The following is a 24,958-nucleotide window of genomic DNA, read 5'->3' as shown; positions in this document are numbered from 1 at the left end:
TCTATTAACAGGTTTGAAGAGTAAAATAGCTGGTTTCCTTGGGGTATACTCTATTCACAGACCTGATATCAATTTAGCTGAAGGTACACCGTATATAGCTTATAGTAGCTGTAAAAATTCTTAACCTTTTGCCACTAGCCAAGTTCCTGCAAGTCCCATAAACGATGCACCAGCTCGGTTGAAATTCTAACGAGATTTTGGGCTTTTTAATCGTTGTCGAGCATAGCCTGCCACAATGGCATATATCATTATACCAATACAGTTAGTGTCACTACGTCAGGTTCTGTACAGGGAAAAAACTAGTAATATACTTAAAGAAAACAAGATGGCTTGAGAGCTTTGCTTTTGGCTCATCAACTCAAAGAAATTACTTAGCGGGCTAATCTTTCCAGATTCTATGCTGACCCCATTAAAGAAATTTAACATAAAAAAGTTACAAATTTTATTATGTATACCAACTAGTTGGTATGTATAATAGGATTTTTTCCTACTGGTTAATTTTATGAACTCGCTTTTATCCTATGCTGCTCTGTTTTTTGCCATCGTACTTGAAGTCATCGCTACCACGTTTTTAGGCAAATCTGAGCATTTCACTCGCCTTGTGCCGACTCTTATCTGTGGGGTATTTTATGCAGGATCATTTTTTATGCTGGCACAGGCATTACGCACCTTACCCATTGGCATTGCTTATGCAACTTGGGGTGGTCTCGGGATTATCTTAACAGTGGTTATTGGCGTCTTGGTCTTTAAGCAAAAACCAGATATGGCAGCTATTGTAGGTATTGCACTGATTGTGATTGGGGTAGTAGTGATTAATGGCTTTTCTAAAATGAGTGGGCATAGCTAATGACTAATCTGAATAGACCAAAAAAAAATCCTGAGATGGTGCGGCATCGCTTATTACAAAGTACCGCAAGTTTAATGACCACGTGCGGCTTTGCAGGGGTAAGCATTGATAAGGTGGCAACTGAAGCAGGGGTCACTAAAGGAGCTTTATTTCATCATTTTCCCAATAAAAAGGCTCTAATTGAAGCTGTATTTGACCGTGAATTAGCGATGCTTGACAAGTTGCTTGACGATTTATTAGCTAAAGATACAGTCGATTATGGTCGTTTTACTAGAGCCTATATCCATGCCACTTTTTTTGCCTGTATTGATGATAGATTGTCTTCAGCTTTGACATTTTCGCTGTGTGCCAGACCTGAGCTAGTTGAGCGTTGGGATGTGTGGATGGCAGGGCGTATGGTGAAGCATCAAAAGACCGATAACAGCCTACAGCTTGAAGTAGTCAGAATGGCAGCCGATGGCATTTGGTTCACCCATTTATTACACGGCGGCAAGCTCACTGCCAAAAAAGATTTACATGCCCTTAAACAGCAATTACTTGAGATGACGCATGCTACTTAATGACGGGAGTCACTCATGAAGCAAGAGAATACTATTCCCTATAGCCCTTATATTCCTTTTTTTAAAGACGTTGCCGATTACAATGTGGCGTTTGGGCATCTTTATCCCTATCAATTTATGGACTGGAAAACAGAAGTCCTTTCATGGAAAGAGAGCTGTTACTTGCACGCTGGGCTAAACCCACCAATGCCTGCACGCATCACAGGACCCGATGCATTAACATTGTTTCGCGATCATTGTATCAACGATTTTAGCCGATTTAGCGTTGGTGCATCAAAGCATGCCGTGATGTGTAACTATAAGGGTAATGTGATGGCGGATGGTATGCTGCTTCGCACAGAGGATAATGCGTTCGTATCATATTTTTTATCACCTTACCTAGAATACATTGCCAGTCGTGGCAACTATGATGTCAATATTGAAGATTTGACAGGCAAAACCTTTCTGTTCCAACTGGGTGGTTCCTTATCTTTGAAAATTCTCGAGGCAGCCACCCAAGAATCCCTCAGCGATATTAAATTTATTTGGCATCGCACAGTGCATATCTACGGGGATGAACTACCACCAACAGGTATTGCTGTGCGGATTTTTCGGTTGGGCGTAGCAGGCACACTGGCATATGAGGTGCATGGGGATATCAAAGATGCTCCGTTGGTTTACCAAGCCTTAATGGCAGCAGGACAACCGTTTAACTTAGTTCGTCTAGGGATGCGTGCTTATGGTATGAATCATACGGAAAATGGTTTTGCCCAAGCCTTTATCCACTTTTTACCTGCTTGGACCCAAGATGAAGACTTTATGGACTATCTAAATGGCAAATACGATGCTTTGCTTGCCAAACTGCCAGGCAGTGCAGGTGTCGATATCACCCGTCGTTATTTTAACCCTATCGATTTAGGTTGGGGGCATATGATCACCTTTGATCATGACTTCGTTGGCAGAGCCGCCCTTGAAGTTGCCATGCAGCAGCAAGCAAAAAAAATTGTAACGCTTGAATGGTATGCGGACGATATTAAGGATATCTATGCCTCTTATTTTGAGTCTGGTGAGCCTTTTGAGTTTATGGAATTCCCAGCCAATCCTATTTGGACAACGCAGAGTTCTATTGTTGTGGCAGATGAGGTGCAGATAGATAGTCGCAGTATAGGTATTTCAAGCGGACGTATTTATTCGTTTTATTACCGTCGTATGATTTCTTTGGCGGTTATTGAAACCGAGTATGCCATCGAAGGTACCACCTTAGAAGTTATCTGGGGTAATCCAAGCAAACGACAAAAAAAGATACGGGCCAAGGTGAGCCGTTTCCCTTATCTTACCCTACCTCGTAACCGTGATATTGATACTAAGGCGTTGCCTTGAAAGGCGGTTTTGTGTCAGCACAGAAAACAAAAAAATATGAAATATTGCTATCCATTCGCATTAGTCGCTGATAGTTAATTTGGGCTTCAATGGAATAGCCCTCAACATCTCCAATAGTTTCATTAGGCAAATCACCAATCGCCTGTTCACAGGTAATGAAGCTTTGTGTGGTAGGCTCTGGAAAACTAAAGGTTTTACTATTTTTTAGACCAACAGAACAAGCCCTACGTCTGTTTTGGGGTACACCATATTCAGAAGCCAATAGTATTTTATAGGTTGCGGTATAGTTATTTAAAACTAGATAAAAATTATATTTTTAAGGTTATAGTATGGAATCTGATACATCATTCTTATTAATAGGAGCTTTAGCAACACAAGCTAACACAACCAAAGATACTATTCGTCATTACGATGAGATGGGGCTACTGAAATCTCGAAAACGCCAAGCAGGATCACGCCTATACACCGAATTTCATCCTGAATGTATTGAGCGTATTAAAATGATTAAAGACGCACAAGCCATCGGTTTTACTCTTAATGAATTTAAAAGATACCTTAATGATCATTTCAATGGCACTCTCAATATTGATAAAGATTTAATTACTATTTCCGAAAAACTTACTGAAGCGAAACGTCAAAAAACTGAGATCATTAATACTATTAACCAGCTTAGTGCTTGTTATACTATTTTAGAAGAAATAAAGTCAGAAAATATTGGCTTCATTTCTAACTCTGAATGGGGAAAACGAATAGCGGCGCATCTCTCCTTAACCTGAATCGCACCAATCACTAATAGAATATGTGTGGTAAGTACACCATGAAGTACACTGTGCTTATCTCAGCAAGTTAAAACGTTAATACCATTAACCCACAGTTTAGCGTTCAAGTCCTCACTAGGGAACCATGCTGCTCTCACAAGGCATGTTATAAACTTACCATAAACTATTTGATGCAGTACATTTTTTATCATCTCCCTCTAAACCTCAATCCAAGTTACCACCCGCTCTTCTAACTCCTCTTCGCCCACGCCAACTTCACTAATGCAGCGACCTGCCACCCCTACCCCTGCCGCTCGCATACCATGTTGCGTGGCTACCGCATCGCCGGTAATTAGCAAATGCCACTCGGGCAAATCTTGGCCTAAATATAAGCGTTTGTAAGCACAGTTACTGGGTAACCACATCATATCGACCAATTTATCGTAGGTCAGCGACACACAATCGGGCACATATTGTTGGCGATCGGCATAATTCGAGCAATAACCCGACTCGCAGTCTAAGAGTCGACAAGCCACGTCAGTATATTCGACGTCGGTCTGATCATCGTAATCTTCCAAAAACTTCACCAGACAACAAGCGCCGCAGCCGTCACATAAGGCTTCCCACTCTACAGTAGTGAGTTCATCCAAAGCGAAACGCTGCCAAAATAATGGGCGTAAAGTAGGGGCGCTAGATGACTCTTGCAGGCTAGCATTTGCAGCTGCTGATTCAAGTTTTACATCAGTATGTTTGTCTGTGATTTCGCCTAGCGTTGGCTGAGGAGAGGACGGCGTGAAGAGGTTAATCATGAGCAGCAATCAGTTAGGGTTAGTTACAGTATTATAGCTGTTTTTCGAGCGGCTGAGCGTTAAGGTAAGTGAGCAAGTTGGCCGTAAATCTAGATTCAGCAATCAGTTAAGCCTATGGTCTAAAACTAATAAATTAGCTTACTTATTGCCGTTTTTATCCACGGTACGCTTTATCTTTTATCAAAAGATGTCAAAACAAATTCTAATGAATAAATTAAATAAATAAGGAAATTATATGAGTATTAAAACTTTTGAACTCGCCAGCACCTCAGCAGAAGGTGTGGAACTTTTAAGCTATGTAGCCTTACCAGAAGATGCCAGTGCAGACAATCCAGCTCCTGGCATTTTGGTCGCGCCAGAATGGTGGGGTGTGGTCGAGCATCCGCGTTCTGTCAGTGAAAAACTCGCCAAAGCGGGCTTTGCTACCGTAGTCATCGATGTCTTTGGTGAAGGTAAGCTCACTACGGATGCTGCCCAAGCGAATGAATGGATGGAGCAGATGTTGGCCGACCAAGATATGTTGATGGGACGTTGCCAATTAGTCCTCAATGACTTTAGCGATCAGATGGCGGTAGATAGCAAGCGTCTGGGTGTGATTGGTTATTGCTTTGGCGGCAAAATCGCATTAGACATGGCGCGCGAAGGTATGCCTGTCAAGGCTGTGGCAACTTTCCACGGTAACCCAACGCCTAAGCAGCCTGCTGAAAAAGGTAAGTTTAACGCGGAAGTATTGGTTGCTCATGGCGCAGATGACTCTATGGTACCGATGGCAGGTATTGAAGCGCTGAAAAAAGAGCTCGATAACGCCGGCGTCAGTTACCATGTCGATGTGTATGACAATGCGAAACACGGCTTTACTAATCCTGACGCTGATAAACGCGCTGCCGAAAATGGCGTAGACCTAGGCTATAACGAAACCGCTGCTACGCAAAGTTGGGATAAAATGATCGACTTCATGACCGCCCGCTTAAAGTAAAACGTTGTTATAAAACCTATTTATAGGCAGGACTAACTTGCACTCCTAATTGGGTATAGTAGCTATATCCGTTAGGGTTTAACCATAATCGCTAGCTACAATCGCTGTACTTGTGTTTATGATTAATTAGCGTCATTATCACTTCATTCAACGAGTGAGTGGTAATGATGCTATATCTATTGCTAGAGCAGCCAGGCTGGTTAGCTTTTATTGTTCTATTTATCATCGTAGTAGTGATGGTTGGTAAAGCCAATCAACGCATAGCTTTACTGCGTCGTGATGTAGACTATTTAAAAGAGGAACTGAATCAAGTTAAGCAGCGAACTATTTATCCTGCTGATGCTACCAACTCCCGTACTAATATAAATACCTCACCTCTTGTCTCTACTGCTACTCATGCAGATACTTCTGAGCAAAATCTTACTTCTCAAGATAGCTTTCCTAAAGAAAGTTTCTCCCAAGAAACCCTTGATAATCAAACGCTATCTGCCCCTTCTGCTGATGCCTTAGCACCGCCTAATGATATATTTGCGGCTGAAACTGTTGCTTCTGATGCTGCAACCCCTTTGCAACCTTCAAGCCCACCTGCTGCCCCAATGGAACCAGACGAGCGTTCGCTACCGATGGTTACTTCACTGGTTTATTCGCTAAAAAATTGGTTTTTAGGCGGTAATCTAGTCGTGCGTGTCGGTGTTATTGTCTTACTCGTCGGCGTAGTGTTATTACTGCGCTTACTAAGTGAATTTATTGAGATTCCGATTGGGCTCAAACTGGGTGGTATGGTGGTAGCGGGGCTCGCGTTGGCTGGGCTAGGATTAAAACTGGCAAAACAGCGCTTTACCTACGGGATTACTTTACAAGGTACCGGTTTAGCGATTGCTTATCTAAGTACCTTTTTTGCCTATCGGGTCTATCATGTCATCTCTAGCCTACCTAGTTTCATAGCACTGGGGATTTTAGCGGCGCTTACAGTAGCTTTAGCTGTGCGGCAAAATGCCTTCCCACTGGCGCTATTGGCCTTATCCGGCGGCTTCTTCGCTCCAATCTTGACGGGCACCGATACTGGCAGTTTAGTCACCCTATTTAGCTACTATCTATTGCTCAACGTTGCCATTGCGGTCATTGCCCATTACCGCACTTGGAAGGTACTCAACCTATTGGGCGCTATGGTCACCTTTGGCTTTGCCTATTACCTAGGCCTCACTGAAAATTTATCAGCCGCTATCGAGTCGCAGCGTTGGGCGTTGGTCGCGTTAGTAGCTCTACATCTAGCGCTGTACCTGTTTGTGGTAATCCGCTACGCCCAACAAATCATTGCCTATAACACCGATTATGAAGCCACCTCCGCTCAGCCGAGTAACGCTAATTCGCCAGACGCCATTCATAATGCTAAACATACTAACAGCGCCTATCTATTCCCCATTGATATCGGGCTGTTATTCTCAGTACCTATCTTGGCATTCGGTCTGTTCTCAGTCTTATTAAATGATATAAATCATGCATTAACCATTACCAGTGCCGTATTGGCGGCCGTCTATCTGACTTTGAGTGCGTTATTTATCAAACGCAGTCAGCGTTATGCCCTTATCACCGAGGGTATGCTAGCCCTAGGTTGTGGCTTTTTAGCGTTAGTCATTCCGCTAGCATTTGAAGCCGAATGGATTGCCGGAGGCTGGTCGCTACAAGGTCTAGCGCTAGTCTGGTTTGGTCGCCGCTCGCTACGCGCTTGGTCGGTATTATTTGGTATGGCCTTACAACTCGTCAGTGTTGGTCTACTGGTCAACATACTGGACTCCTCGACGGCTGATTTCCCAACGTTAACGCTCACGCTGTCCGCCTTAAGTGCACTGGTCTCCGTGTTTATTTTACGCGCCAGCAACTCACCGTTGGCCTTCGAGCAACCCGTCAATTCACAAGCATCCTTAAACCTTGTGCAAGATGCCACAGCGAGTCCCGCTGCAGGCTATGCCACGTCATTAGGAATTAGCCAACACGCTGCCCAGCAATGGCTTAGTAGTATTAATCAGCAAAGTGTCGCTTTCCAAGCGCTCTGGCGCTCTCCCGTCATGACGACTCTGTTGACCTTAGTCGCAATGGTATGGACACTCTTTGTCTTAACCTTAGATTTGGACCATTGGTTCCGCGCTTGGCAATTCCCCACTTCAATGTTGATTGCTTTGGCCGCCTTAATTAGTCTCATTGGCTATCTAGTGCTTAATCGCTATCGCGCTTGGCAAGAAAGTCGTCAGTTTAGTCATGGCGTAGCGTTTTTATTTTATCTCATGTTGATTGTTCAGCTACCGCAGCACTTTGAATCTCATAGTGTTTGGCTGACAGGTCACTGGCTAATCTTCGTAGGTTTAGTGTTAGGTTGGTTCATAGTAGGACAGCTATGGATTAAAACTTGGCAGTCGTATCATTCAACGCTATCTTCTATCCGTTTTGCTAGTGCCAGCTGGCTTGCGACCGGTGTATTATTATTGGCGGCGAGCCTGCATTATGGTTTGCCTGCTTCCAAAGGCGTGATGCCCATACTAATCCCTATGGCCTTGTTGCTAGCCGGCCTATGGCTCAGCTATCGCCAACCAGAAAATGAGCTGTTAAATAGCTCAACCCGACGCCCTATACCTTGGTTTAATTGGCAACAGGCTCTTTTGGACAACGCCAATGTTTTCTTACCCTTTGTGCTGGTTTGGGTCATTGTAACCAATGCCTATTATGATGGCGTCATTTGGGGTTTACCGTATTTCCCTGCGTTCAATTTATATGATATCGCAGCGATATTAACCTTAATCGCCGGACTGGGTACCTACTATTTGCAGCAGCAAGCCCCTACTCCTGCTAAGTTAATTAATGGCCGTTATGCTAAAAACTTACCGTCACCAAGCAACTTTGTATTTATCGTCTTAGGGCTGATTAGCTTTTGGCATCTGTCAAGTATGTTGGTACGCACGCTGCACGCTTTCAGCGATACCCCACTGTGGTATAACGGCGCTTGGAACAGCGAAAAAGTACAGACGGGACTAACTATTCTTTGGACGCTGACAGCTTTAGTAGCGACAATTATTGCCAGCCGTTATTGGCAGCGTCTGCTATGGTTTATGGGGATTGGTTTACTCGGGCTGGTCGTATTAAAACTCGTATTGGTCGATCTCTCGCAAACAGAAGCGATTTGGCGCGTAGTCTCCTTCCTTGGCGCGGGTAGCTTGATTCTGCTGATTGGTTATTTGGCGCCACTGCCTCCGGTACAAGAGGATAAACCTGTGGATAATGGAGAAATTTGATAGATTTTGGGAAAGGCTCGTTATCACCTTAATAACGGCGGCGTTTGTGAAAATAGCTGCTAACGGGTATGCTAATTAAGTAATGAGAAATCTTTATTGGCCTGGTTAAATATCCCTGCTAAGGAGTAGCCCATGACTAAGGAAATTACGCTAAGTCTAGACGAGGCGCTAATTATTAAGGCAGAAGCTTTTTCCCAACAGGCGGGCCAATCACTCTCTCAACTGGTAGCAGACTATTTGCAGCGGTTGCCTACTATCCATTTAGATAATAATGAAAATAGTCACCTCGTGGAGGCTTTGCAAACTACGCAGGATTTACTGCCATTGACTCGGCAGCTTGCAGGTTGCTTAGCGGATAAACAACCTAGCCATAGCTCTGCAGAGAACCAAGATGCTTATCATGAGCACCTTGATGAGAAATATAGTGAGTATTACGCCCACTGAAGCCTTAACTTGGGTTTTGTCTTAGCTTTAGCCCATTTAATACTTCCCCTCCGTAAATTGAACCTCCCTTACAGCCCTTTTAGAATGCAAACCCTGCTAGCAGCTGCGCTTGTGTATAATAAGCCTTACAACCAATGACCTTTCCCGTTAGACGGTCCAATAAAAGATCCACCATTAGAGTCGATGGCATAATCGCTCGCCAATCAACACAAGGTTAGTTAAGCAATGACACAAACCATTCAGTGGTTCCCGGGCCACATGAACAAAGCCCGCAATGAAATCAAAGAAATCATGCCCAATATGGATGTGGTGATTGAGGTGATTGACGCGCGCATCCCTTATAGCAGCGAAAACCCGATGGTGGCCAGACTGCGTGGGCAAAAACCGGTCATTAAAATCCTAAACAAAGCTGACCTTGCTGACCCCAATCAAAACCAAGCCTGGATTGAATACTTAGAAAGCCAAGACCAAGTCAAAGCGATTACTTGTGACGATAATAAATCCGCTGAAGTGAAACGCATCGTTCAGCTTTGCAAACAGCTAGTCCCTAATAAAGTCGGTACAGGCAGACAAATTAAAGTCCTAATTATGGGCATTCCTAACGTCGGTAAATCCACGTTAATCAACGCCTTAGCAGGACGCGCTATCGCTAGAACAGGGGATGAACCAGCAGTGACCAAGTCGCAGCAGCTGATCAAAATTGATGATGACATCATGCTGTATGACACCCCAGGTATGCTTTGGCCAAAAATTCAAAACCCCAATTCTGGCTATCGCTTAGCCGCTACAGGCGGTATTAAAGACACAGCCTTTGACTTTGAAGATGTCGCGGGCTTTACCGCTGAGTATCTGATTGAGGCCTACCCTCATCTGCTCAAGGCACGCTATAAAATTGACGAGCTACCAAAGACAGACTGGGAGTTTTTTGAGGTAGCCGGTCGTAATCGCGGGCTTTTGCAAAGAGGCGGAGTGGTCGATACCTATCGCATGAGCGAGATCTTAGTCAATGAACTGCGCAGTGGTACGCTCGGCCGAATTAGTTTAGAGACCCCTGCTATGCGTGAAGAGGAAGAGATCATGGTCGCGGGCTTACTAGCAGCAGCTGAAGAGAAAAAAGAAGCAAAGTTAGAAGAAAAACGTTTGCGTCGTCTGCGGGCTAAAAAGAACCGGAAGTAGGGTTAATCAACTTTGCGTCTGTTCAATACTATGCTCTTAAACAGCAAAAGCTTCACTCAATGAACCTTCTTTTTAAAAATTATTTTTTACGATAATCACAATCAACTTATCTCTTAACCCTTCGCTAAGAATACCCTTTAACAGGCTTAGCGAAGCGTCATTACGCTAATACTATAACGTCTCCTATTGCCTTTTTTATCCTGTACTTATCTTGCATACCCTATGTATACCCCCATAAAGCCCTTACGATTAAGTCTTATTTTTTAAGCTATAAGGAACTTTCTTGCCTAGCCAATTTTCCCAGCCAGCCCAAGCCCTAGACACCTTTGCCCCGCGCATCCTCAAATGGTTTGACACCAATGGTCGCCACGATTTACCTTGGCAGCAGCATAAGACCGATACGCCCAATCCTTATATTGTTTGGCTGTCCGAGGTGATGCTGCAGCAAACCCAAGTCACTACTGTCATCCCCTACTTTGCCCGCTTTATGACCTCTTTTCCTACGGTGCAAGACTTGGCCGCTGCCGATTGGGATACTGTTGCAGAGCATTGGGCGGGTCTTGGCTATTATGCGCGAGCTCGCAATCTACACAAAGGTGCTAAGCAGTTAGTTGCCGTTATCGAGGAGACGGGTGACTTTCCACAAACTGTCGAAGGTTGGGAAGCCATTTCCGGTGTCGGACTGTCTACAGCAGGCGCTATTGTCGCGATGGGATTGCACGGCTACGGCGTGATTTGCGATGGTAACGTCAAACGAGTGATGACGCGCTGGGCAGGGATTGACAGCGATATCATGAAGTCGGCGACGACTAAAGATCTGTGGGCATTGGCGGAGCGCTTAACCCCGAGCAACGATAGTGGCCACTTCGCCCAAGCCATGATGGATATGGGGGCGACGCTATGTACTCGTCGAAACCCGCAATGCGAGTTGTGTCCGGTGAGTGCCGATTGTATTGCCCATGCACAAGGTCGCGAGACTGACTATCCGGTTAAGGCCAAAAAGAAACCTAAACCCAGTCGCTTTAGCAATGCGCTACTGATACAAAATGATTTAGGTGAAATACTGTGGTTGCAGCGTCCTGATAGTGGCATTTGGGGTGGACTTTGGGTATTACCGCTTCAATTTCAACAAAAAACTCAGGGTAAGACGGTGCTAACCACGGCACAAGATGATGACGTTTATGAAAGTGAATTCACCACGGCTGAGCAGATCATTAATGAATGGCTAGCCAAGAATAAACTTACAGCGCAATCAGTTAGTAATTCGCTGCTTGATGATGCTCCAATAAAGCACTCATTGACTCACTTTCACTGGTATTTGCAGCCACAACAGCTGACTTTGAGTGCTGAGCAAGCGCAAGAATTAACCAAGGCATTGCAAGCTGCGGATAATAATGTGGTTTGGTCAGATAGTAATCAGGCTCAGGCGACTTTGGGTTTGCCTAAGGCTATGGTTAAGGTTTTGGAGAGTCTTTAAATAACCTACGCCAATTAACTTCATAAGGTGTTATCTATGGTGCTAAATCCAAAAATATTTAACGGCATCAAAAAAAGATTTAGCGATATGGGAGTTATTACGCCTAGGGAGTTTGCGCAAACTATTCTCGACGTCATCAATGACTATGAGGATATTTTTTCGCAACCTCCTTTCGCTGATTGGGGATTACTGGCTTATAAAGACTTGGATTTTAATAAATACCCCATTAATCATTCCGTTTTTCATAAGAATTATCTTGGTTTCTCCAGATATATTGATAGTCGTATAGACCAGATGATTTCTATACCTTTTAAACATAGAAGTAATTTCGCTATGTTATTAAGGAGTCATTTAGAAGATTTATTTTATGTCGAACTAGAAGCGTACACCTGCCCCAACTGTCACTCTGATGGCGGTGGAGAGGTTATCCTCGTTAAATACAGCAACCACGATGCTTTGGCATTTTTCTGCCAGGCCTGTAATCACTCAAATTTTCTTGAAAGTGAACAACTTGGTAATTTAGAAACTATGATACCGCCAACGACGAGCGAGCTTATAGAATATGGCTATTTGACACCTCTCTAGCTTTTAAAAGTTAGGCACCTTAGAGCAAGTTTTTTAGTAGTTTAAGGGTTACGCTATCGCTAACCACACGCTACGTCATTTAATCTGCTGTACGGATTGCCGTGGGGTCAAGATTAACTACTTATCAATTTATACGAACCACTTGTAACTGCATCACCCTATCACTAGAGATATCCAGTCGATAAACGACCGTGTTATACATCGGCATAGCTGTCTGAAACTGACGAAAGCGGCGCATATCAGCATTGTCTTGAATATCGATACCGAGCAACCGCCATGCTAGCAATCCTAGCCAAATCCCATGACCAAAAAATACGCTTTGATGTGAATAGCTAGCCGCTGAAGCTATAAAGCCATCAACTCTTGCAACAAAATCCGCAAAACTATCCGAATCCTCTGTATCGCGATAGGTTAAGTCTGCGCTCGCCCAATACTGCTGCGCTAATTTACCGCGCGCCTCACCTTTTAAGCCTTTAACAGTCGCAAACCCAAGACAGCCAAATTCATTTAATAAAGGCAGTGGCTGCGCCTCGAGTTGGTAATGCTCACAAAAAATTTGCGCAGTCTGCTGAGCTCTTAGCATTTGTGAGCAATAGATAGTGCTAGGCTTTGGCAGTAGCGCTTGCCAGTTATCACAAAGCGTTTTTGCTTGCTCAATACCTAAGCCTGTAAGCGGTATAGCCTTATCCGGCATAGACTCAGCGCCCGTATTAGCAAGGCTTTGACCGTGCCTGACGATATACAATGATTTCATTCTTACCTCACTTTTTAGCTGTCAGCTATGGACTAGCTTGATTTAGCATAATATAGAATTGTTGCTGAACTCCCCTACCAAAGTACGATAATCCCCTTACTTATGCCATCGACTTTGTTAGCATTTATTGCTACAGTAATTTTTTATGACGCCCGCTCGTAACTTGATTTATCGAAACTGACTTATCGAAACTCAGTTAAGTACACGCTAGTCATAACTCCAGACTTTGCTTTAGTTTTGCGCCAATTTTCATTCTTTCCCATTTTGAGATCTTTTATTATGTTAAAAAAGCAATATCTTACGTTGGTTCCCGCCATACTCTTAGCGTCTGGTTGTGCCAGTCAACAAGCTATGCAGACCAAACCGCCGGTACGCCAAGGCAATGTGCAAGTGACGCAGACGCAAGTTATTAAGGTCAAACCGACTCCAGTAATCATCGAGCAGACGCCTACGGTGAAGCCCGTACCAAAGAGCTATAACAGCTTTTATGACTGGAAAAATGACTTTACTTCGCGAGCTATTGCTTCAGGTTATAGCCCCTCAGACGTGCAGCGTCTAATGAGTTCAGCGCAGTTAAACCAACAGGTAATCTCGCTAGATTCGGGTCAACCTGAATTCTCGAAAATGCCTTGGGATTATGCTGATTCTGCAGTATCTGATGGCCGCGTAAGTACGGGCAAACGTAAATTTGCTGAGCAGCGCGCTTATTTGTCAGAGCTTGAGTCTCGTTATGGCGTGAGTGCAGATATCGTTGCGGCTATTTGGGGTATGGAGTCGTCTTTTGGCGCAGTCACGGGCAACAGCGATATTCCTAGCGCCTTATCCAGTCTAGCTTTCGATGGTCGCCGTCAAGAATTTGCAGAGACTCAGCTACTGTCTTTAGTGCAATTGCTGCAGCGTGGCGATGTGTATTGGACACAGCTTGATGGCTCATGGGCCGGTGGTATGGGACAGACCCAGTTTATCCCAGGGACTTGGCTACAACATGGGGTCGATGGGGATGGCGATGGTCACCGTAACCCTTGGTCTACTGCTGATGCGCTAGCGTCAACGGCGAACTACTTAAGCAATTCGGGTTGGGTACGTGGGTTAGCCCCTTTTTATGAAGTGACTTTACCAGGCGCTTTTGATTACAATACTGTGGGCACGAAACGCTCATTTTCTGAATGGCGTGCACTGGGTGTGACCAGCATTAATGGCAGCTATATGGATGCCAATGGCCAGTTTGAGCTGTGGCTACCTGCGGGTAAAGATGGCCCTGCGCTACTACTGAGCAAAAACTTTGATGTGATTAAGGTGTATAACAACTCATCAAACTATGCGCTAGGTGTGAGCTTATTGGGCAAAGCTATTTCTGGTCAAGGCGGACTACAGAAGTCATGGCCGCGTTATGAGCAACCACTGTCTACTATGCAAGTGACCAATTTACAGCAGCGCTTAACCAGTGCTGGCTTTGATACTAAAGGCGCGGATGGCGTGATTGGCACCAATACGCGTAAGGCTTTCCAACGTTGGCAAGCGGCCAATGGCCAGACGCCAGATGGCTTTATCTCTCAGCGTAGTGCTTCGACGCTGATTTGGTAGATTAATCTACAAATAGTGCTAGTCGCACGATTATCGGCTTAAATACGCTATAAAAAACAGCCCTTCATAATAAATATGAGGGGCTGTTTTTATGGGTCTAAATACTTCTGAGCTTAATGCTTTGCTCATTAAGCTACTGTCTTAAACGCATCAAGCCTTCTTGCTGCACGCTAGCGACCAACTTACCATCTTGCCAGAACTGGCCATGGTTCAGACCTTTAGCATTGGAAGTGGTGTCCGAGCGCATGTCATAGAGCATCCAGTTATTGATATCGAACGGGCGATGGAAATGCATCGAATGATCGATACTGGCCGCTTGTAGACCTTTGGTCATAAAGCTCACGCCATGCGGCATTAAGCCGGTGCCTACCAGATAGAAATCCGAGGCAAAGGCCAATAGTGCTTGCTGAATAGCTATAGGCTGCTCGCCCAACTCGTTAATACGTAACCAGTTGGCTTGCTTAGGTTTCATAGGTTCAGGCGAGATGGGATTGCGCGGCTTAACCGGTTTAATCTCGACATGACGCTGGCGCATAAAACGAGCTTGTAGCGCCTCTGGAATACTGCCGACATACTCTTCTTTTAGCTCTTGCTCCGTCAATAGATCATCTGGCGGCGGATAGACCGGCATGCTGCCTTGATAATCGAGACCCGCCTCATCATCAGAAAAGGAAGCGATCATAGAAAAGATAACTTGCTCAATAGGCTCGCCATTTTTATCCTCTTTATGCTGCACAGCAGTGATTTGGCGTGCCGAAAGGGTACGGCCATCTCGCAGTCGACGTACCTGATAAACGACAGGGCGCGAGATATCACCACCACTTAAAAAGTAGCTGTGAAAAGAATGACATGGCTTATCATCTGGTAGTGTCTTGGCGCCCGCCATCAGGGCTTGGGCCAATACTTGCCCGCCAAAAATTCGTTTGCCTACATAATCATGACTCTGCCCTTCAAATACATCGGGGCTGATCTCTTCCAAAGTGACCGTCGCTAAAAGTTGGTCTATCAGTGCAGCATAATCAGGCATGGAGTCTCCAATCTATTGAAATATTAGGGTCGTACGCAAATAGCATTCAACATAGCAGGGATAGTACGAATAACATTAAGTCGCACTAAACATTAAGTCTTAATAATCTAGGGGTGGCTTAAGTAACAGTCAATTTTTTAATAGCAATCATTTGATTTAATAACAGCTACTTTTTATTCAGTATCAGTTACTTTAGCATGAGTTCGCTTAAAATTTAGTAGGTATAGATGTTAATACCCTATTTATAAGGATATTAACAATCGGCAGCAGCAATGGGTGGGCGAACAGCGCTTAAGGCTGCACCGCCACTAAAACCCGTATGGAATCGGGTACGAGAGACAATTGCGCTAAAGCTTGCTCCCCTTGTGCCTTTAGCGTCTCTAAGCGCTCAATCTCTTCAGGACGCACGTTTGGGTTAATACTATTGAGATGCTTTAAGCGGCTAATCTCGCGCTGCCACTGCTGACTAAAGCGGGCACTCGCCTGCGCGCCAATCTCTGCCAATTTATCCTGCGCTATTTTCTGCGCATCGTGATAACGCTGCTCAATCACTTCACTGCGTACCTTCACCACCTGACGCGCGCGGGTTTTATCCAAACGCTCGATATGCGGCATAATCATCTCGGCACTAATACGCTCAGATAGGTCACCGCCTTGCTCACTAATAAAAATGCGCAGGTTTTGCACAGGTAGCGTCGCTGGTAGATTCAATAGTTTTGGCGCAATCGCTTGCACGCGGAAATTGACCTCTAGCATCAGCATTCCTTGCGGCATGGCGGCACTTTTTAGCATCGCCACTGAGGTATTACCAAAGGTGCCGGAGCTCGCTAACTCATAAATGCTCTGAATGAGCGGATGCTCATGGGTCAGATAAGCCATATCTTCACGCGTAAGCGCTTGGTTACGCTCAAAGGTCAGCGTCATACCATCTTCGTCGATTGGCAAGCCGTCAATATACTCATGGCTTTGCGCACTATCGATAGGTGGAATTACCCACGAGCCATCACGCTGCAAGCTGTACTCTATATTAGCGGAGGCCAAGAAGCGCTCAACGAATTGCGGGAGGATATTGTGGTCATCAAACTCATGCATCGCATTGGCAATACGGTTGGCTACACGCGGACGGCAAGAGTTGTACTCAAGCAAGCGGTCACGCCCTGATTGTAGCTGCGCCTCTAAGTCTTGACGGGTCGCTTTAGCGGCGGCTATTAGGGTCTGTAATTCAGCCTCTACTGCTGTCCCTTCTGGCGCTTGACCCTCTAATAGAGGTTTTAAATCAACAATATAGCGTTCCTGCACGCTTTGCGCAGTAGGCGAGATATTGTTAAAGATATTTAACGCCTCGTTATACCATTGGTACAGACGCTCTTGCGCTGTGCCTTCAATATATGGGACATGCAGGGTAATCTGTTGGGTCTGACCAATACGGTCGAGGCGACCAATACGCTGCTCTAAAGTATCAGGGTTGGCTGGTAAATCCCACAGAATCAAGTGACTAGCAAACTGGAAGTTGCGCCCTTCTGAGCCAATCTCAGAGCAAAGTAGGATCTGTGCGCCTTCATCATCGGCAAAGAATGCTGCAGCCTGGTCACGCTCAAGCAGCGTCATATGCTCAGTAAATATAGCGGTTTTGATGCCTGCATGCAGACGCAATACCGCCTCTAGGCTTTCGATGGTCGCGCCACTACGGCCAATGAGCAGGACTTTATGATGCTTAAGGTCGCCCTTAAGGATATTAATCAACCAAGGTACCCGTGGGTCGTCTTCTAACCAACCGCCTTCAGGCTGAGACTCTTCTGCCCATAATTGCTCACGCAGCTTGCCATTCATTTGATAGCAGCCCTGCCACGCCTCTGGCAAGGGTAACGGATGCGCTTGTGACTGGCGACCGTGAAAACCTTTGACGCTATCGCGCGTATTGCGGAATAGCACACGACCGGTGCCATGACGATCGAGCAGCTCGTTGAGCGCATGGGTACGCAGCTTGTCATCTTCGTTAATAGGCGCCAACTCATCTGCATCAATGTTAATTAAGCCCGCCAACGCAGCTATTTGACCTTCTGTTAACGGTTGTTCAGCGATTAACACGCCAGCCACAGCTGCGGTATCTGCGAAGGCCTCTTGACTGGCTACGAAATCGTCTAAATCGTCAAATCTATTGGGATCTAAAAGGCGCAGGCGGGCAAAATGGCTCTCTAAGCCCAGCTGCTCAGGGGTTGCAGTCAGTAACAGCATACCCGGCGTCTCATGAGCAAAGTCCGCAATCATCTCGTACTTGTCGTTGCCACCTTGCTCGCTATTCCAATGCAAATGATGCGCTTCATCGACGACTAGCAAATCAAAGCCCGCTTCTATAGCCTGCTCATAAAGGTCATCGTGGTCGAGCAGCAAGTCTAAACTGGCAATAATACATTGCTCAGTAGCAAAGACGTTTTGCTCAGGATCGTGCTCTTTAATCGCGGCTGTACGCACCAAGTCAAATAGAGCGAAGTCCAAGTTAAAGCGACGACGCATTTCAATCATCCACTGGTATTGCAGGCTATCCGGGACGAGGATTAACACTCGCTCTGCGCGGCCGGTCATCAGCTGTTGATGGATAATGAGACCCGCTTCAATGGTTTTACCCAAGCCCACTTCATCCGCTAGCAAGACGCGAGGGGCAATACGTTTGCCCACTTCATGAGCGATATACAGTTGATGCTCGATAATATCCACACGTGCGCCCATGAGACCGCGTAACGGATGACCTGCCAGCGCCGATTGCATACGGAGAATATCTTGGCGCAGCTCGTACCAATCACCACGCTCAATACGCCCGGCTAGCAGACGCTCTAAAGGCTTGGCCAAAGTAATATTGGCGGCCAACCGGGTCTCCATGATGCCTTTATCAATATCTTCGACCTGATATTTAATCACGCCCATCACTTCATCCACACCGGTCACAGTATGCGTCTCACCCGCTTGATCGGTAATCTTATCGCCGACTTTGAACACTACTCGCGATAAGGGAGCTGAGTTTTTAGCATAGACCCGAGTCTCTTCGCTTTGTGGGAAGAGAATATGGACACAGCGATCATCGACATCGATGACGACGCCGAGACCAAGCTCAGACTCAGTGTCAGACAAATAACGTTGACCAACGGCAAAGTCGGCGCTGTGTAGAGAAGAAGCAGAGATAGTCATAGAATAGGATCTTGTGTGCTTAGCGAATTAAAGAGGCGGTTATCAATCAAAGCCTAGTGCCTTGAATCAACTGTATGATATACAACAATATATACAGTCATACAATGATCAGTGAGCACAGGTGACCGCTCATAAAGTAGGACATAAATAGCGGCATCTGCACCAAAAGACGGCACGGACTCATAGATTATATAACGTTAGGGGCTTAATGTGTGCATCAGTGGCGATTTTCAAGGGGCAGAGAACTGAGTTTTTTTATAGCAGCTGTTTTTGGCCGCCTTAATATTTAAACGAGGTATACAGTACCAAAGCAGGCACGCTATTGTTAAGATAGCTAATTAGGGAACTCATGTTTAATCATTGCTGAGAAAGGATATTTTATGAAGGCTGTGTTTTTAGACCGTGGTACTTTTTTGGATTGTGTCGATCTGCCAGCACCGGCAGGGGTAAATTATTATGAAACGTATGACAGTACCCCACAAGATGACGCCATCATCCTCGAGCGCTGCCAAGACGCCGACATCATCATTGCCAATAAGGTTAAAATTGGCCGCAATGTCATTGAGCAATTGCCCAAACTGAAGCTCATCCAATTAACGGCGACGGGCATTAATAACGTCGACCAGACCGCCTGTAAAGATAATGATGTTCTCTTATATAATATCGCGGGCTATGCTATTAAGAGTGTGCCTGAGCATACCTTTATGTTGATGCTCAATGGTATGCGTGCAGGGCTGCATTATCATAATAAAGTGGTCGATGGCAGCTGGCAACAAGACGGCAATTTCTGTCTGCTCGATGAGCCGCTATTAGATTTAGAAGATAAAACCTTAGGTATCATTGGAGTAGGCACTATTGGCAAACGCGTTACCGAGATAGCGCGCGTGTTTGGCATGACCGTATTGTGGGCCGAGCATCAAGGCCGTACACCGCGCAATAGCGACTATACCGACTTTGATGAAGTCTTAGCCCGCGCCGATGTCCTGAGCTTGCACTGCCCTTTGACCGAAGCCACCGAACATTTAATTAATGCAGAGACGCTCAGTAAAATGGAGCAACAGCCTCTAATCGTCAACGTCGCTCGCGGCGGTGTGGTCGATACCGCTGCCTTAGTCGCCGCTATCAATGCTGAGCAAGTCCTAGGCTATGCCACCGATGTCTTTGAGCAAGAGCCTATCAGTGATGATGACCCCTTATTGACTTTAGCTGACCACCCGCGGGTGGTATTTAGTCCGCATAATGCTTGGGGCAGCATCGCCGCGCAAGAAAAACTGTGGGCCATCTTAAGCGACCAGGTGCAGGACTTTGTGGCGACCCTTAAGGCTTAACGGGTAAAGCGGAGCCATTCATCCTCGATACCGCGGTATTTCAGCATGATCCTATCCGTCATGTAGTTGTTAGTGACTAACCACGGATAGCGATCGCCCTGCTTCGGCAACACCTCTTTAGCGCGTTGGATATAGCCGGCTGAAAGCGCGCCCATGACCGTATCCACTTGGCGCTGTACTTGCTCGCCCTGCTCAGATTGCGACTGCGCGACGACCGTTTGGTAGCGATGTCTAGCCATATGGTCGAATAAACGCAGTAGATACGCACAGGCTAAATCAATTTTTAGCGTCCAAGAAGCATTGGTATAGCCAAACATGACGGCCATGTTAGGGATGCCTTCGACCAGTACCGCTTTATACGTCATGCGCTCGCCTACGGTGACGGGCACCCCATCCAAACTTACTTCTGCCCCGCCCAACATCTGCAAGGTCAAGCCTGTGGCACTAACGATAATATCGGCCTCAAGATGACGGCCACTGCGCAATTGTATGCCGGTCGCGGTGAAGTGCTCGATTTCATCCGTGACTATCTCTGCCTTATCACCCTGCAAGGCTTGAAATAAATCACCATCTGGTACCGCACAAAGGCGCTCATCCCAAGGGTTGTAATCTGGGGTAAAATGAGAGAGCGACACACCACTGCCTTTCAGGTCTTGTTTGGCCTTGTAGGTCAGCACCGCTTTCATGGCTTGCGGGGCTACTTTGGCAAAGCGATAAATACCTTGCTGAGTGAGGATGTTTTTCCAACGGACTAGCGTATAGGCCTGGGCATTATTCAGCGGCAGTTTTGCCGTCAGAGTCTGCATACCTTCATCCACGCTAGGCACATTAGCAATATAAGTCGGTGAGCGCTGCAGCATAGTGACGTGAGCGGCTTGGGTGTCCGCATTCGCATCGATTAAGGCGGGCAGCAAGGTTACCGCCGTCGCCCCACTGCCGATAATCACAACTTTTTTATCTTGATAATCGGTATCTTCCGCCCACTGCTGCGGATGAATCAATGCACCCTTGAAAGCCTCTTGACCCGGAAAGTCAGGTTGGTAGCCTTTATCATAATCGTAGTAGCCCGTCGCCCCCACGATAAAACTGGCAGTGACCTTTTGGGTCATCTTCGTGGCGCTATTATATAGCGTTGCCGTCCAGTATTTATCTGTACTCGACCACGCCACTTGCGTGACTTCTGTTTGATAACGAATGGCGCTGTCTAATTGTTCATCCGTTGCGGTTTGCTTAATGTACGCCTTAATCGAAGCGCCATCCGTCAGCGTTTTTTTACTGAGCCAAGGTCGATGCGCAAAGCCAAAGGTAAACATGTCAGAATCCGAGCGAATCCCAGGATATTTAAATAAATCCCAAGTCCCGCCCATATCTGTGCGCTTCTCTACGATTAGAAATCTCTTTTTTGCGGCACGGCCTAGCACAGTCGGGTTTTCTTTATAGCGTTGTTGCAGATGGTAGCCCATATCAATACCCGATACGCCCGCCCCAATGATTAGCACTTCGTAATCCGGTAGTGCTTGCTCTGCTTGCGGATAGGTCGCATCCCCATGCTGCGTCAGTAGGCGTTGTTTCAACTCCGCCAAGGTCTGCGGCAATGCTACAATTTGCTTGCGCGCCTTTCTATAAGTTTGGGTCGGTAACAGCGGCAATTGCATAGGGTCATCCTTAAACCAATACTTAAACTAATAAAGGCACAGCGAAAAATACTGTACGAAAAAAGGGTGCTGCTAAAAAGGGGGCTACTAGAAAGGAACAGGGCTTTGCCACTCCATCCAACCGTTTAATACTGGGTGCTTCAACCTTAAGCTGTGCGCATGTAGACACAATCTCGGCGCTAAGGTCAGCGGCGTGCCCTCAGCATAGATAGGGTCACCGATAATGACATGGCCAATATGGGTCATATGCACCCGCAATTGATGGCTGCGTCCCGTTACTGGGTATAAAGCGACTCGCGTCACCGCTTTGCCTGCCCGCAACTCATGGTGCAAAACGTCGTAATGAGTCAGCGCCTGTTTTGACCAGCTGGGATCGGTGATATGCCGCGGTTTTAAGCTCGGCTCATAGCGCACTGGAATATCTATCTTACCCTTTTTTTCAGTTGCCGCTAGGGTGCCCATCACGACTGCTTGGTACTGCTTTTGCGGTAACCGGTCGATGAACTGCTTACTGATATGCGATTGCGCCGCTTTATTTTTACCAAAAATCATAATGCCAGAAGTATCCATATCCAGACGATGAATCAATTTCACCTCAGGATTGGCACGTTCAAGGCGGGATAGTAGGCTTACCTTCAGCTCTTTGCCATCGACACTCAATAGGCCGGCGGGCTTGTCTACTATCCAGATATCATCGTCTTCAAAGACAGTGATAGACTGGGCAAACTCGGTAAAGAAGGCTTGCGGATGCTGTTGTTCTAGCAGGTTTTGTTCGTCGATATAGGTTTGAGTAATGGCCATAGGTCTCTTTCGTTCTGATTGCAAGCGGTGTGGTCTTATGTTGCGATTTATTATGCAAATATTAATTGTTTGCTATATTAACTGGGCAGCATCTGTCAATGTCCGGGAATCATGCTAAGATAATGTCACATTGATTACCTATAAATAATTCCCTATAGAAGTGAGGACTTTATGTCAGATAATATTATTAACACTACCGATGCTAACTTTGATGAAGACGTGCTAAAGTCAGACGTACCCGTATTAGTCGATTTTTGGGCAGCTTGGTGCGGCCCTTGTAAAGCTATTGCCCCTATCTTAGAGGATTTAGCCAACGAATACGACGGTAAAGTAAAAATCGTCAAGGTAGATGTCGATAGCAACCCACAAGCCGCTAGCCGCTTTGGTATCCGCAACATCCCTACGCTATTTGTCTTTAAAGGTGGCGAAAAAGTAGACGCAGTTATGGGCCTACAGCCTAAAGCTGAATTGGCTAAAGTATTAGATAAACATATCTAAACCCAAACTGTGCTATCTTAATTTCTAATCTAGCCATTGTTATTGATAATGATGGCTTTTTTAATAAAGTCCCTATTCAGGGCGGCTTATACCCCACCGAGCTTACCAACTTTATTCACGTTTTTTTACAAAAATTATTGACAACTCTATCCTGAAAACCGTATAGTCTGCTGACAAGAGAAACTTAAAAGGTTTCCTAAGCGCTCGAAGTACCATGCAGCCGCTGTTCTCCTCTGTGTTTATCAACACAAAACACGACGATTAATAACAGAATATTTACGTTCTTATCCAAGACTCTTTGGCAGCACCAGATTCATACCGTGATACCTTGTCATCACCTTAGTATGCCTTGAGCTGACTGTTGAGATCGACCCCTTATGTATCCCTGTTAGCACGCTATGGCTATCCACTCTCTACGTCATGGGCTGCCCTACCTATTGCAGTCCCCTCCGATAAATTGCTAATGACTTATCTATGAACTTAACTGAATTAAAGAAAAAATCCGTTACTGAGCTTTTGGTAATTGCTGAGGAAATGGGTCTTGAAAATATGGCACGCAGCCGTAAACAAGATATCATCTTCGCTATCCTAAAAACCCACGCACGTAATGGCGAAGCTATTTATGGCGATGGCGTTTTAGAAGTCCTTCCGGATGGTTTTGGCTTCTTACGCTCCTCTGAAGGCTCCTACCTTGCTGGCCCTGACGACATCTATGTCAGCCCTAGCCAGATTCGTCGCTTTAGTTTAAAGACGGGCGACAGTATTGCCGGTACGATTCGTCCGCCTAAAGACTCTGAGCGTTATTTCGCGCTATTGAAAGTTGGCGAAATCAACTTTGATACGCCAGACCGCTCACGTCATAAGCTAATCTTCGAAAACTTGACCCCCCTCTTCCCTACAGAACAGCTCAAGCTAGAGAGTGGTAACGGGACGACTGAAGATTTAACCGGCCGTATTATCGATTTGATTGCTCCTATTGGTAAAGGCCAACGCTCTATTATCGTAGCCCCACCCAAAGCTGGTAAGACCGTCTTATTACAGACGATTGCGCAAGCGATTACTCGTAATAACCCTGAGTGCTATCTCATTGTTTTACTTATCGATGAGCGCCCAGAAGAAGTCACTGAAATGCAGCGTACGGTCCGCGGTGAAGTGGTAGCATCGACTTTTGATGAGCCGCCACAGCGTCACGTGCAAGTGGCTGAGATGGTCATCGAAAAAGCCAAACGTCTGGTAGAACACAAACAAGACGTGGTTATTTTGCTCGATTCAATTACCCGTTTAGCACGGGCTTATAACACTATTGTGCCTTCTTCAGGCAAAGTGTTGACCGGTGGTCTGGACGCCAATGCGTTAGGCCAGCCTAAACGCTTCTTTGGTGCCGCGCGTAATATCGAAGAAGGTGGCAGCTTAACCATTATTTCTACGGCATTGATTGATACCGGTAGTAAAATGGACAGCGTGATTTTCGAAGAGTTTAAAGGTACGGGCAACCAAGAGATTACTCTTGAGCGTGACCTAGCCGAAAAACGCGTGTTCCCAGCGATCAATATTAAGCGTTCAGGGACTCGCCGCGAAGAGCGTCTGATGGATGAAGATACGCTACGTAAAGTTTGGATTTTACGTAAATTGCTGCAGCCTATGGATGAAGTGACCGCGACTGAATTCTTGCTAGATCGTCTAAAAGAAGCCAAGACCAACGATGACTTCTTTGACCAAATGAAGCGTAAATCGCAAAACTAATAGGTTATATCATCGTCAACGGGTGGTAAGACTGCCAACTATCTAAGATCACTTCGGTGGTCTTTTTTATGGGCGGGTTTTAGGCGCTGATTTTTTAGAGGTCTAATCTA

Annotated in this window: 20 protein-coding genes and 1 pseudogene; 14 read left to right on the top strand and 7 right to left on the bottom strand. The window is 45.8% G+C overall.

Going from position 1 to position 24,958, the window contains the following annotated elements; translation table 11 throughout:
• The first annotated feature begins 502 nt into the window (after positions 1 to 502).
• The 3 genes from ACZ2XM_RS13150 to ACZ2XM_RS13140 are packed head-to-tail and all read left to right on the top strand — an operon-like array spanning position 503 to position 2,766.
• A complete protein-coding gene (locus tag ACZ2XM_RS13150; RefSeq protein ID WP_102076209.1) occupies positions 503 to 847 on the top strand; it encodes a DMT family transporter in 345 nt (114 codons plus the stop codon).
• A complete protein-coding gene (locus ACZ2XM_RS13145; RefSeq protein WP_173239964.1) occupies positions 847 to 1,407 on the top strand; it encodes a TetR/AcrR family transcriptional regulator in 561 nt (186 codons plus the stop codon). The genes ACZ2XM_RS13150 and ACZ2XM_RS13145 overlap by 1 nt, the downstream gene beginning before the upstream one ends.
• A gap of 15 nt (positions 1,408 to 1,422) precedes the next feature.
• Complete coding sequence (locus tag ACZ2XM_RS13140) at positions 1,423 to 2,766, top strand: aminomethyl transferase family protein (RefSeq protein ID WP_173239965.1); 1,344 nt, start codon at positions 1,423 to 1,425, stop codon at positions 2,764 to 2,766.
• Here the strand turns inward: ACZ2XM_RS13140 and ACZ2XM_RS13135 are convergent.
• A pseudogene (locus tag ACZ2XM_RS13135) lies at positions 2,750 to 3,043 on the bottom strand (DNA cytosine methyltransferase); the annotation flags it as partial. The gene ACZ2XM_RS13140 and the pseudogene ACZ2XM_RS13135 sit on opposite strands and share 17 nt — an antisense overlap.
• Positions 3,044 to 3,095: 52 nt before the next feature.
• On the opposite strand from ACZ2XM_RS13135, the gene ACZ2XM_RS13130 reads away from it, so the two are divergent.
• Positions 3,096 to 3,542, top strand: a complete 447-nt coding sequence (locus ACZ2XM_RS13130; protein WP_100750144.1) for a MerR family transcriptional regulator — start codon at positions 3,096 to 3,098, stop codon at positions 3,540 to 3,542.
• Positions 3,543 to 3,742: 200 nt separating this feature from the next.
• Here the strand turns inward: ACZ2XM_RS13130 and ACZ2XM_RS13125 are convergent, their stop codons facing one another.
• On the bottom strand, positions 3,743 to 4,333 hold the full coding sequence (locus ACZ2XM_RS13125) for a YcgN family cysteine cluster protein (RefSeq protein ID WP_490589108.1): 591 nt from the start codon (positions 4,331 to 4,333) through the stop codon (positions 3,743 to 3,745).
• Between the two features lie 235 nt (positions 4,334 to 4,568).
• Between ACZ2XM_RS13125 and ACZ2XM_RS13120 the strand changes: the two genes are divergently transcribed.
• From ACZ2XM_RS13120 to ACZ2XM_RS13095, 6 genes are all read left to right on the top strand, one after another.
• Positions 4,569 to 5,309 (top strand): dienelactone hydrolase family protein, encoded by a 741-nt coding sequence (locus ACZ2XM_RS13120; RefSeq protein ID WP_490589109.1) that lies wholly within the window; start codon positions 4,569 to 4,571, stop codon positions 5,307 to 5,309.
• Between the two features lie 164 nt (positions 5,310 to 5,473).
• Positions 5,474 to 8,593 (top strand): DUF2339 domain-containing protein, encoded by a 3,120-nt coding sequence (locus ACZ2XM_RS13115; protein WP_490589110.1) that lies wholly within the window; start codon positions 5,474 to 5,476, stop codon positions 8,591 to 8,593.
• A gap of 132 nt (positions 8,594 to 8,725) precedes the next feature.
• A complete protein-coding gene (locus ACZ2XM_RS13110; protein ID WP_490589111.1) occupies positions 8,726 to 9,037 on the top strand; it encodes a DUF6364 family protein in 312 nt (103 codons plus the stop codon).
• Between the two features lie 225 nt (positions 9,038 to 9,262).
• The gene (ylqF, locus tag ACZ2XM_RS13105) at positions 9,263 to 10,213 is read left to right on the top strand and encodes a ribosome biogenesis GTPase YlqF (protein WP_490589112.1); all 951 of its coding nucleotides are present in this window, start codon (positions 9,263 to 9,265) and stop codon (positions 10,211 to 10,213) included.
• 283 nt (positions 10,214 to 10,496) lie between these two features.
• Entirely contained in the window at positions 10,497 to 11,690 is a 1,194-nt protein-coding gene (gene mutY / locus ACZ2XM_RS13100; RefSeq protein ID WP_490589113.1) for an A/G-specific adenine glycosylase, read from the top strand.
• A 36-nt stretch (positions 11,691 to 11,726) separates the two neighbouring features.
• Positions 11,727 to 12,275: a hypothetical protein gene (locus ACZ2XM_RS13095; protein WP_490589114.1), complete on the top strand. Its 549-nt coding sequence runs from the start codon at positions 11,727 to 11,729 to the stop codon at positions 12,273 to 12,275.
• Positions 12,276 to 12,399: 124 nt separating this feature from the next.
• Here ACZ2XM_RS13095 and ACZ2XM_RS13090 read toward each other — a convergent pair whose 3' ends face one another.
• Positions 12,400 to 13,029, bottom strand: a complete 630-nt coding sequence (locus ACZ2XM_RS13090; RefSeq protein ID WP_490589115.1) for a histidine phosphatase family protein — start codon at positions 13,027 to 13,029, stop codon at positions 12,400 to 12,402.
• A 276-nt stretch (positions 13,030 to 13,305) separates the two neighbouring features.
• Between ACZ2XM_RS13090 and ACZ2XM_RS13085 the strand changes: the two genes are divergently transcribed.
• Positions 13,306 to 14,613 carry a lytic murein transglycosylase gene (locus ACZ2XM_RS13085; protein ID WP_490589212.1) on the top strand — a complete coding sequence of 436 codons (1,308 nt, stop codon included), beginning with the start codon at positions 13,306 to 13,308 and terminating at the stop codon, positions 14,611 to 14,613.
• Between the two features lie 133 nt (positions 14,614 to 14,746).
• Here ACZ2XM_RS13085 and ACZ2XM_RS13080 read toward each other — a convergent pair whose 3' ends face one another.
• Both ACZ2XM_RS13080 and rapA read right to left on the bottom strand, forming a co-directional pair.
• Positions 14,747 to 15,640: an acyl-CoA thioesterase gene (locus ACZ2XM_RS13080; protein ID WP_490589116.1), complete on the bottom strand. Its 894-nt coding sequence runs from the start codon at positions 15,638 to 15,640 to the stop codon at positions 14,747 to 14,749.
• 291 nt (positions 15,641 to 15,931) lie between these two features.
• Positions 15,932 to 18,823, bottom strand: coding sequence for an RNA polymerase-associated protein RapA (gene rapA / locus ACZ2XM_RS13075; protein ID WP_490589117.1), 2,892 nt, complete (start codon positions 18,821 to 18,823; stop codon positions 15,932 to 15,934).
• A 380-nt stretch (positions 18,824 to 19,203) separates the two neighbouring features.
• Here rapA and ACZ2XM_RS13070 point away from each other — a divergent pair, with 380 nt between their 5' ends.
• Complete coding sequence (locus tag ACZ2XM_RS13070) at positions 19,204 to 20,151, top strand: NAD(P)-dependent oxidoreductase (RefSeq protein ID WP_490589118.1); 948 nt, start codon at positions 19,204 to 19,206, stop codon at positions 20,149 to 20,151.
• Here the strand turns inward: ACZ2XM_RS13070 and ACZ2XM_RS13065 are convergent.
• Positions 20,148 to 21,806: a flavin-containing monooxygenase gene (locus ACZ2XM_RS13065; protein WP_490589119.1), complete on the bottom strand. Its 1,659-nt coding sequence runs from the start codon at positions 21,804 to 21,806 to the stop codon at positions 20,148 to 20,150. The two genes, ACZ2XM_RS13070 and ACZ2XM_RS13065, sit on opposite strands and share 4 nt — an antisense overlap.
• A gap of 87 nt (positions 21,807 to 21,893) precedes the next feature.
• Entirely contained in the window at positions 21,894 to 22,607 is a 714-nt protein-coding gene (locus ACZ2XM_RS13060; RefSeq protein ID WP_490589120.1) for an RluA family pseudouridine synthase, read from the bottom strand.
• Positions 22,608 to 22,778: 171 nt separating this feature from the next.
• Here ACZ2XM_RS13060 and trxA point away from each other — a divergent pair, with 171 nt between their 5' ends.
• Both trxA and rho read left to right on the top strand, forming a co-directional pair.
• Positions 22,779 to 23,105: a thioredoxin gene (gene trxA / locus ACZ2XM_RS13055; RefSeq protein WP_490589121.1), complete on the top strand. Its 327-nt coding sequence runs from the start codon at positions 22,779 to 22,781 to the stop codon at positions 23,103 to 23,105.
• Between the two features lie 474 nt (positions 23,106 to 23,579).
• Positions 23,580 to 24,848, top strand: a complete 1,269-nt coding sequence (rho, locus tag ACZ2XM_RS13050) for a transcription termination factor Rho (protein WP_490589122.1) — start codon at positions 23,580 to 23,582, stop codon at positions 24,846 to 24,848.
• Positions 24,849 to 24,958: the final 110 nt, after the last annotated feature.

It is taken from the genome of Psychrobacter sp. CoH-33_TS_01 (assembly GCF_058189395.1).
Note: the sequence above shows the minus strand (reverse complement) of the source record. Positions and strands in the feature narration are given on the sequence as shown.

Coding starts and splice junctions, on each gene's coding strand:
- ACZ2XM_RS13140 (WP_173239965.1), top strand. CDS start 1,423: ATGAAGCAAGAGAATACTATTCCCTATAGCCCTTATATTCCTTTTTTT.
- ACZ2XM_RS13090 (WP_490589115.1), bottom strand. CDS start 13,029: ATGAAATCATTGTATATCGTCAGGCACGGTCAAAGCCTTGCTAATACG.
- ACZ2XM_RS13130 (WP_100750144.1), top strand. CDS start 3,096: ATGGAATCTGATACATCATTCTTATTAATAGGAGCTTTAGCAACACAA.
- rapA (WP_490589117.1), bottom strand. CDS start 18,823: ATGACTATCTCTGCTTCTTCTCTACACAGCGCCGACTTTGCCGTTGGT.
- ACZ2XM_RS13070 (WP_490589118.1), top strand. CDS start 19,204: ATGAAGGCTGTGTTTTTAGACCGTGGTACTTTTTTGGATTGTGTCGAT.
- rho (WP_490589122.1), top strand. CDS start 23,580: ATGAACTTAACTGAATTAAAGAAAAAATCCGTTACTGAGCTTTTGGTA.
- ACZ2XM_RS13125 (WP_490589108.1), bottom strand. CDS start 4,333: ATGATTAACCTCTTCACGCCGTCCTCTCCTCAGCCAACGCTAGGCGAA.
- ACZ2XM_RS13115 (WP_490589110.1), top strand. CDS start 5,474: ATGATGCTATATCTATTGCTAGAGCAGCCAGGCTGGTTAGCTTTTATT.
- ACZ2XM_RS13145 (WP_173239964.1), top strand. CDS start 847: ATGACTAATCTGAATAGACCAAAAAAAAATCCTGAGATGGTGCGGCAT.
- ACZ2XM_RS13120 (WP_490589109.1), top strand. CDS start 4,569: ATGAGTATTAAAACTTTTGAACTCGCCAGCACCTCAGCAGAAGGTGTG.
- ACZ2XM_RS13095 (WP_490589114.1), top strand. CDS start 11,727: ATGGTGCTAAATCCAAAAATATTTAACGGCATCAAAAAAAGATTTAGC.
- ACZ2XM_RS13150 (WP_102076209.1), top strand. CDS start 503: ATGAACTCGCTTTTATCCTATGCTGCTCTGTTTTTTGCCATCGTACTT.
- ACZ2XM_RS13060 (WP_490589120.1), bottom strand. CDS start 22,607: ATGGCCATTACTCAAACCTATATCGACGAACAAAACCTGCTAGAACAA.
- ACZ2XM_RS13065 (WP_490589119.1), bottom strand. CDS start 21,806: ATGCAATTGCCGCTGTTACCGACCCAAACTTATAGAAAGGCGCGCAAG.
- ACZ2XM_RS13080 (WP_490589116.1), bottom strand. CDS start 15,640: ATGCCTGATTATGCTGCACTGATAGACCAACTTTTAGCGACGGTCACT.
- ACZ2XM_RS13110 (WP_490589111.1), top strand. CDS start 8,726: ATGACTAAGGAAATTACGCTAAGTCTAGACGAGGCGCTAATTATTAAG.
- trxA (WP_490589121.1), top strand. CDS start 22,779: ATGTCAGATAATATTATTAACACTACCGATGCTAACTTTGATGAAGAC.
- ylqF (WP_490589112.1), top strand. CDS start 9,263: ATGACACAAACCATTCAGTGGTTCCCGGGCCACATGAACAAAGCCCGC.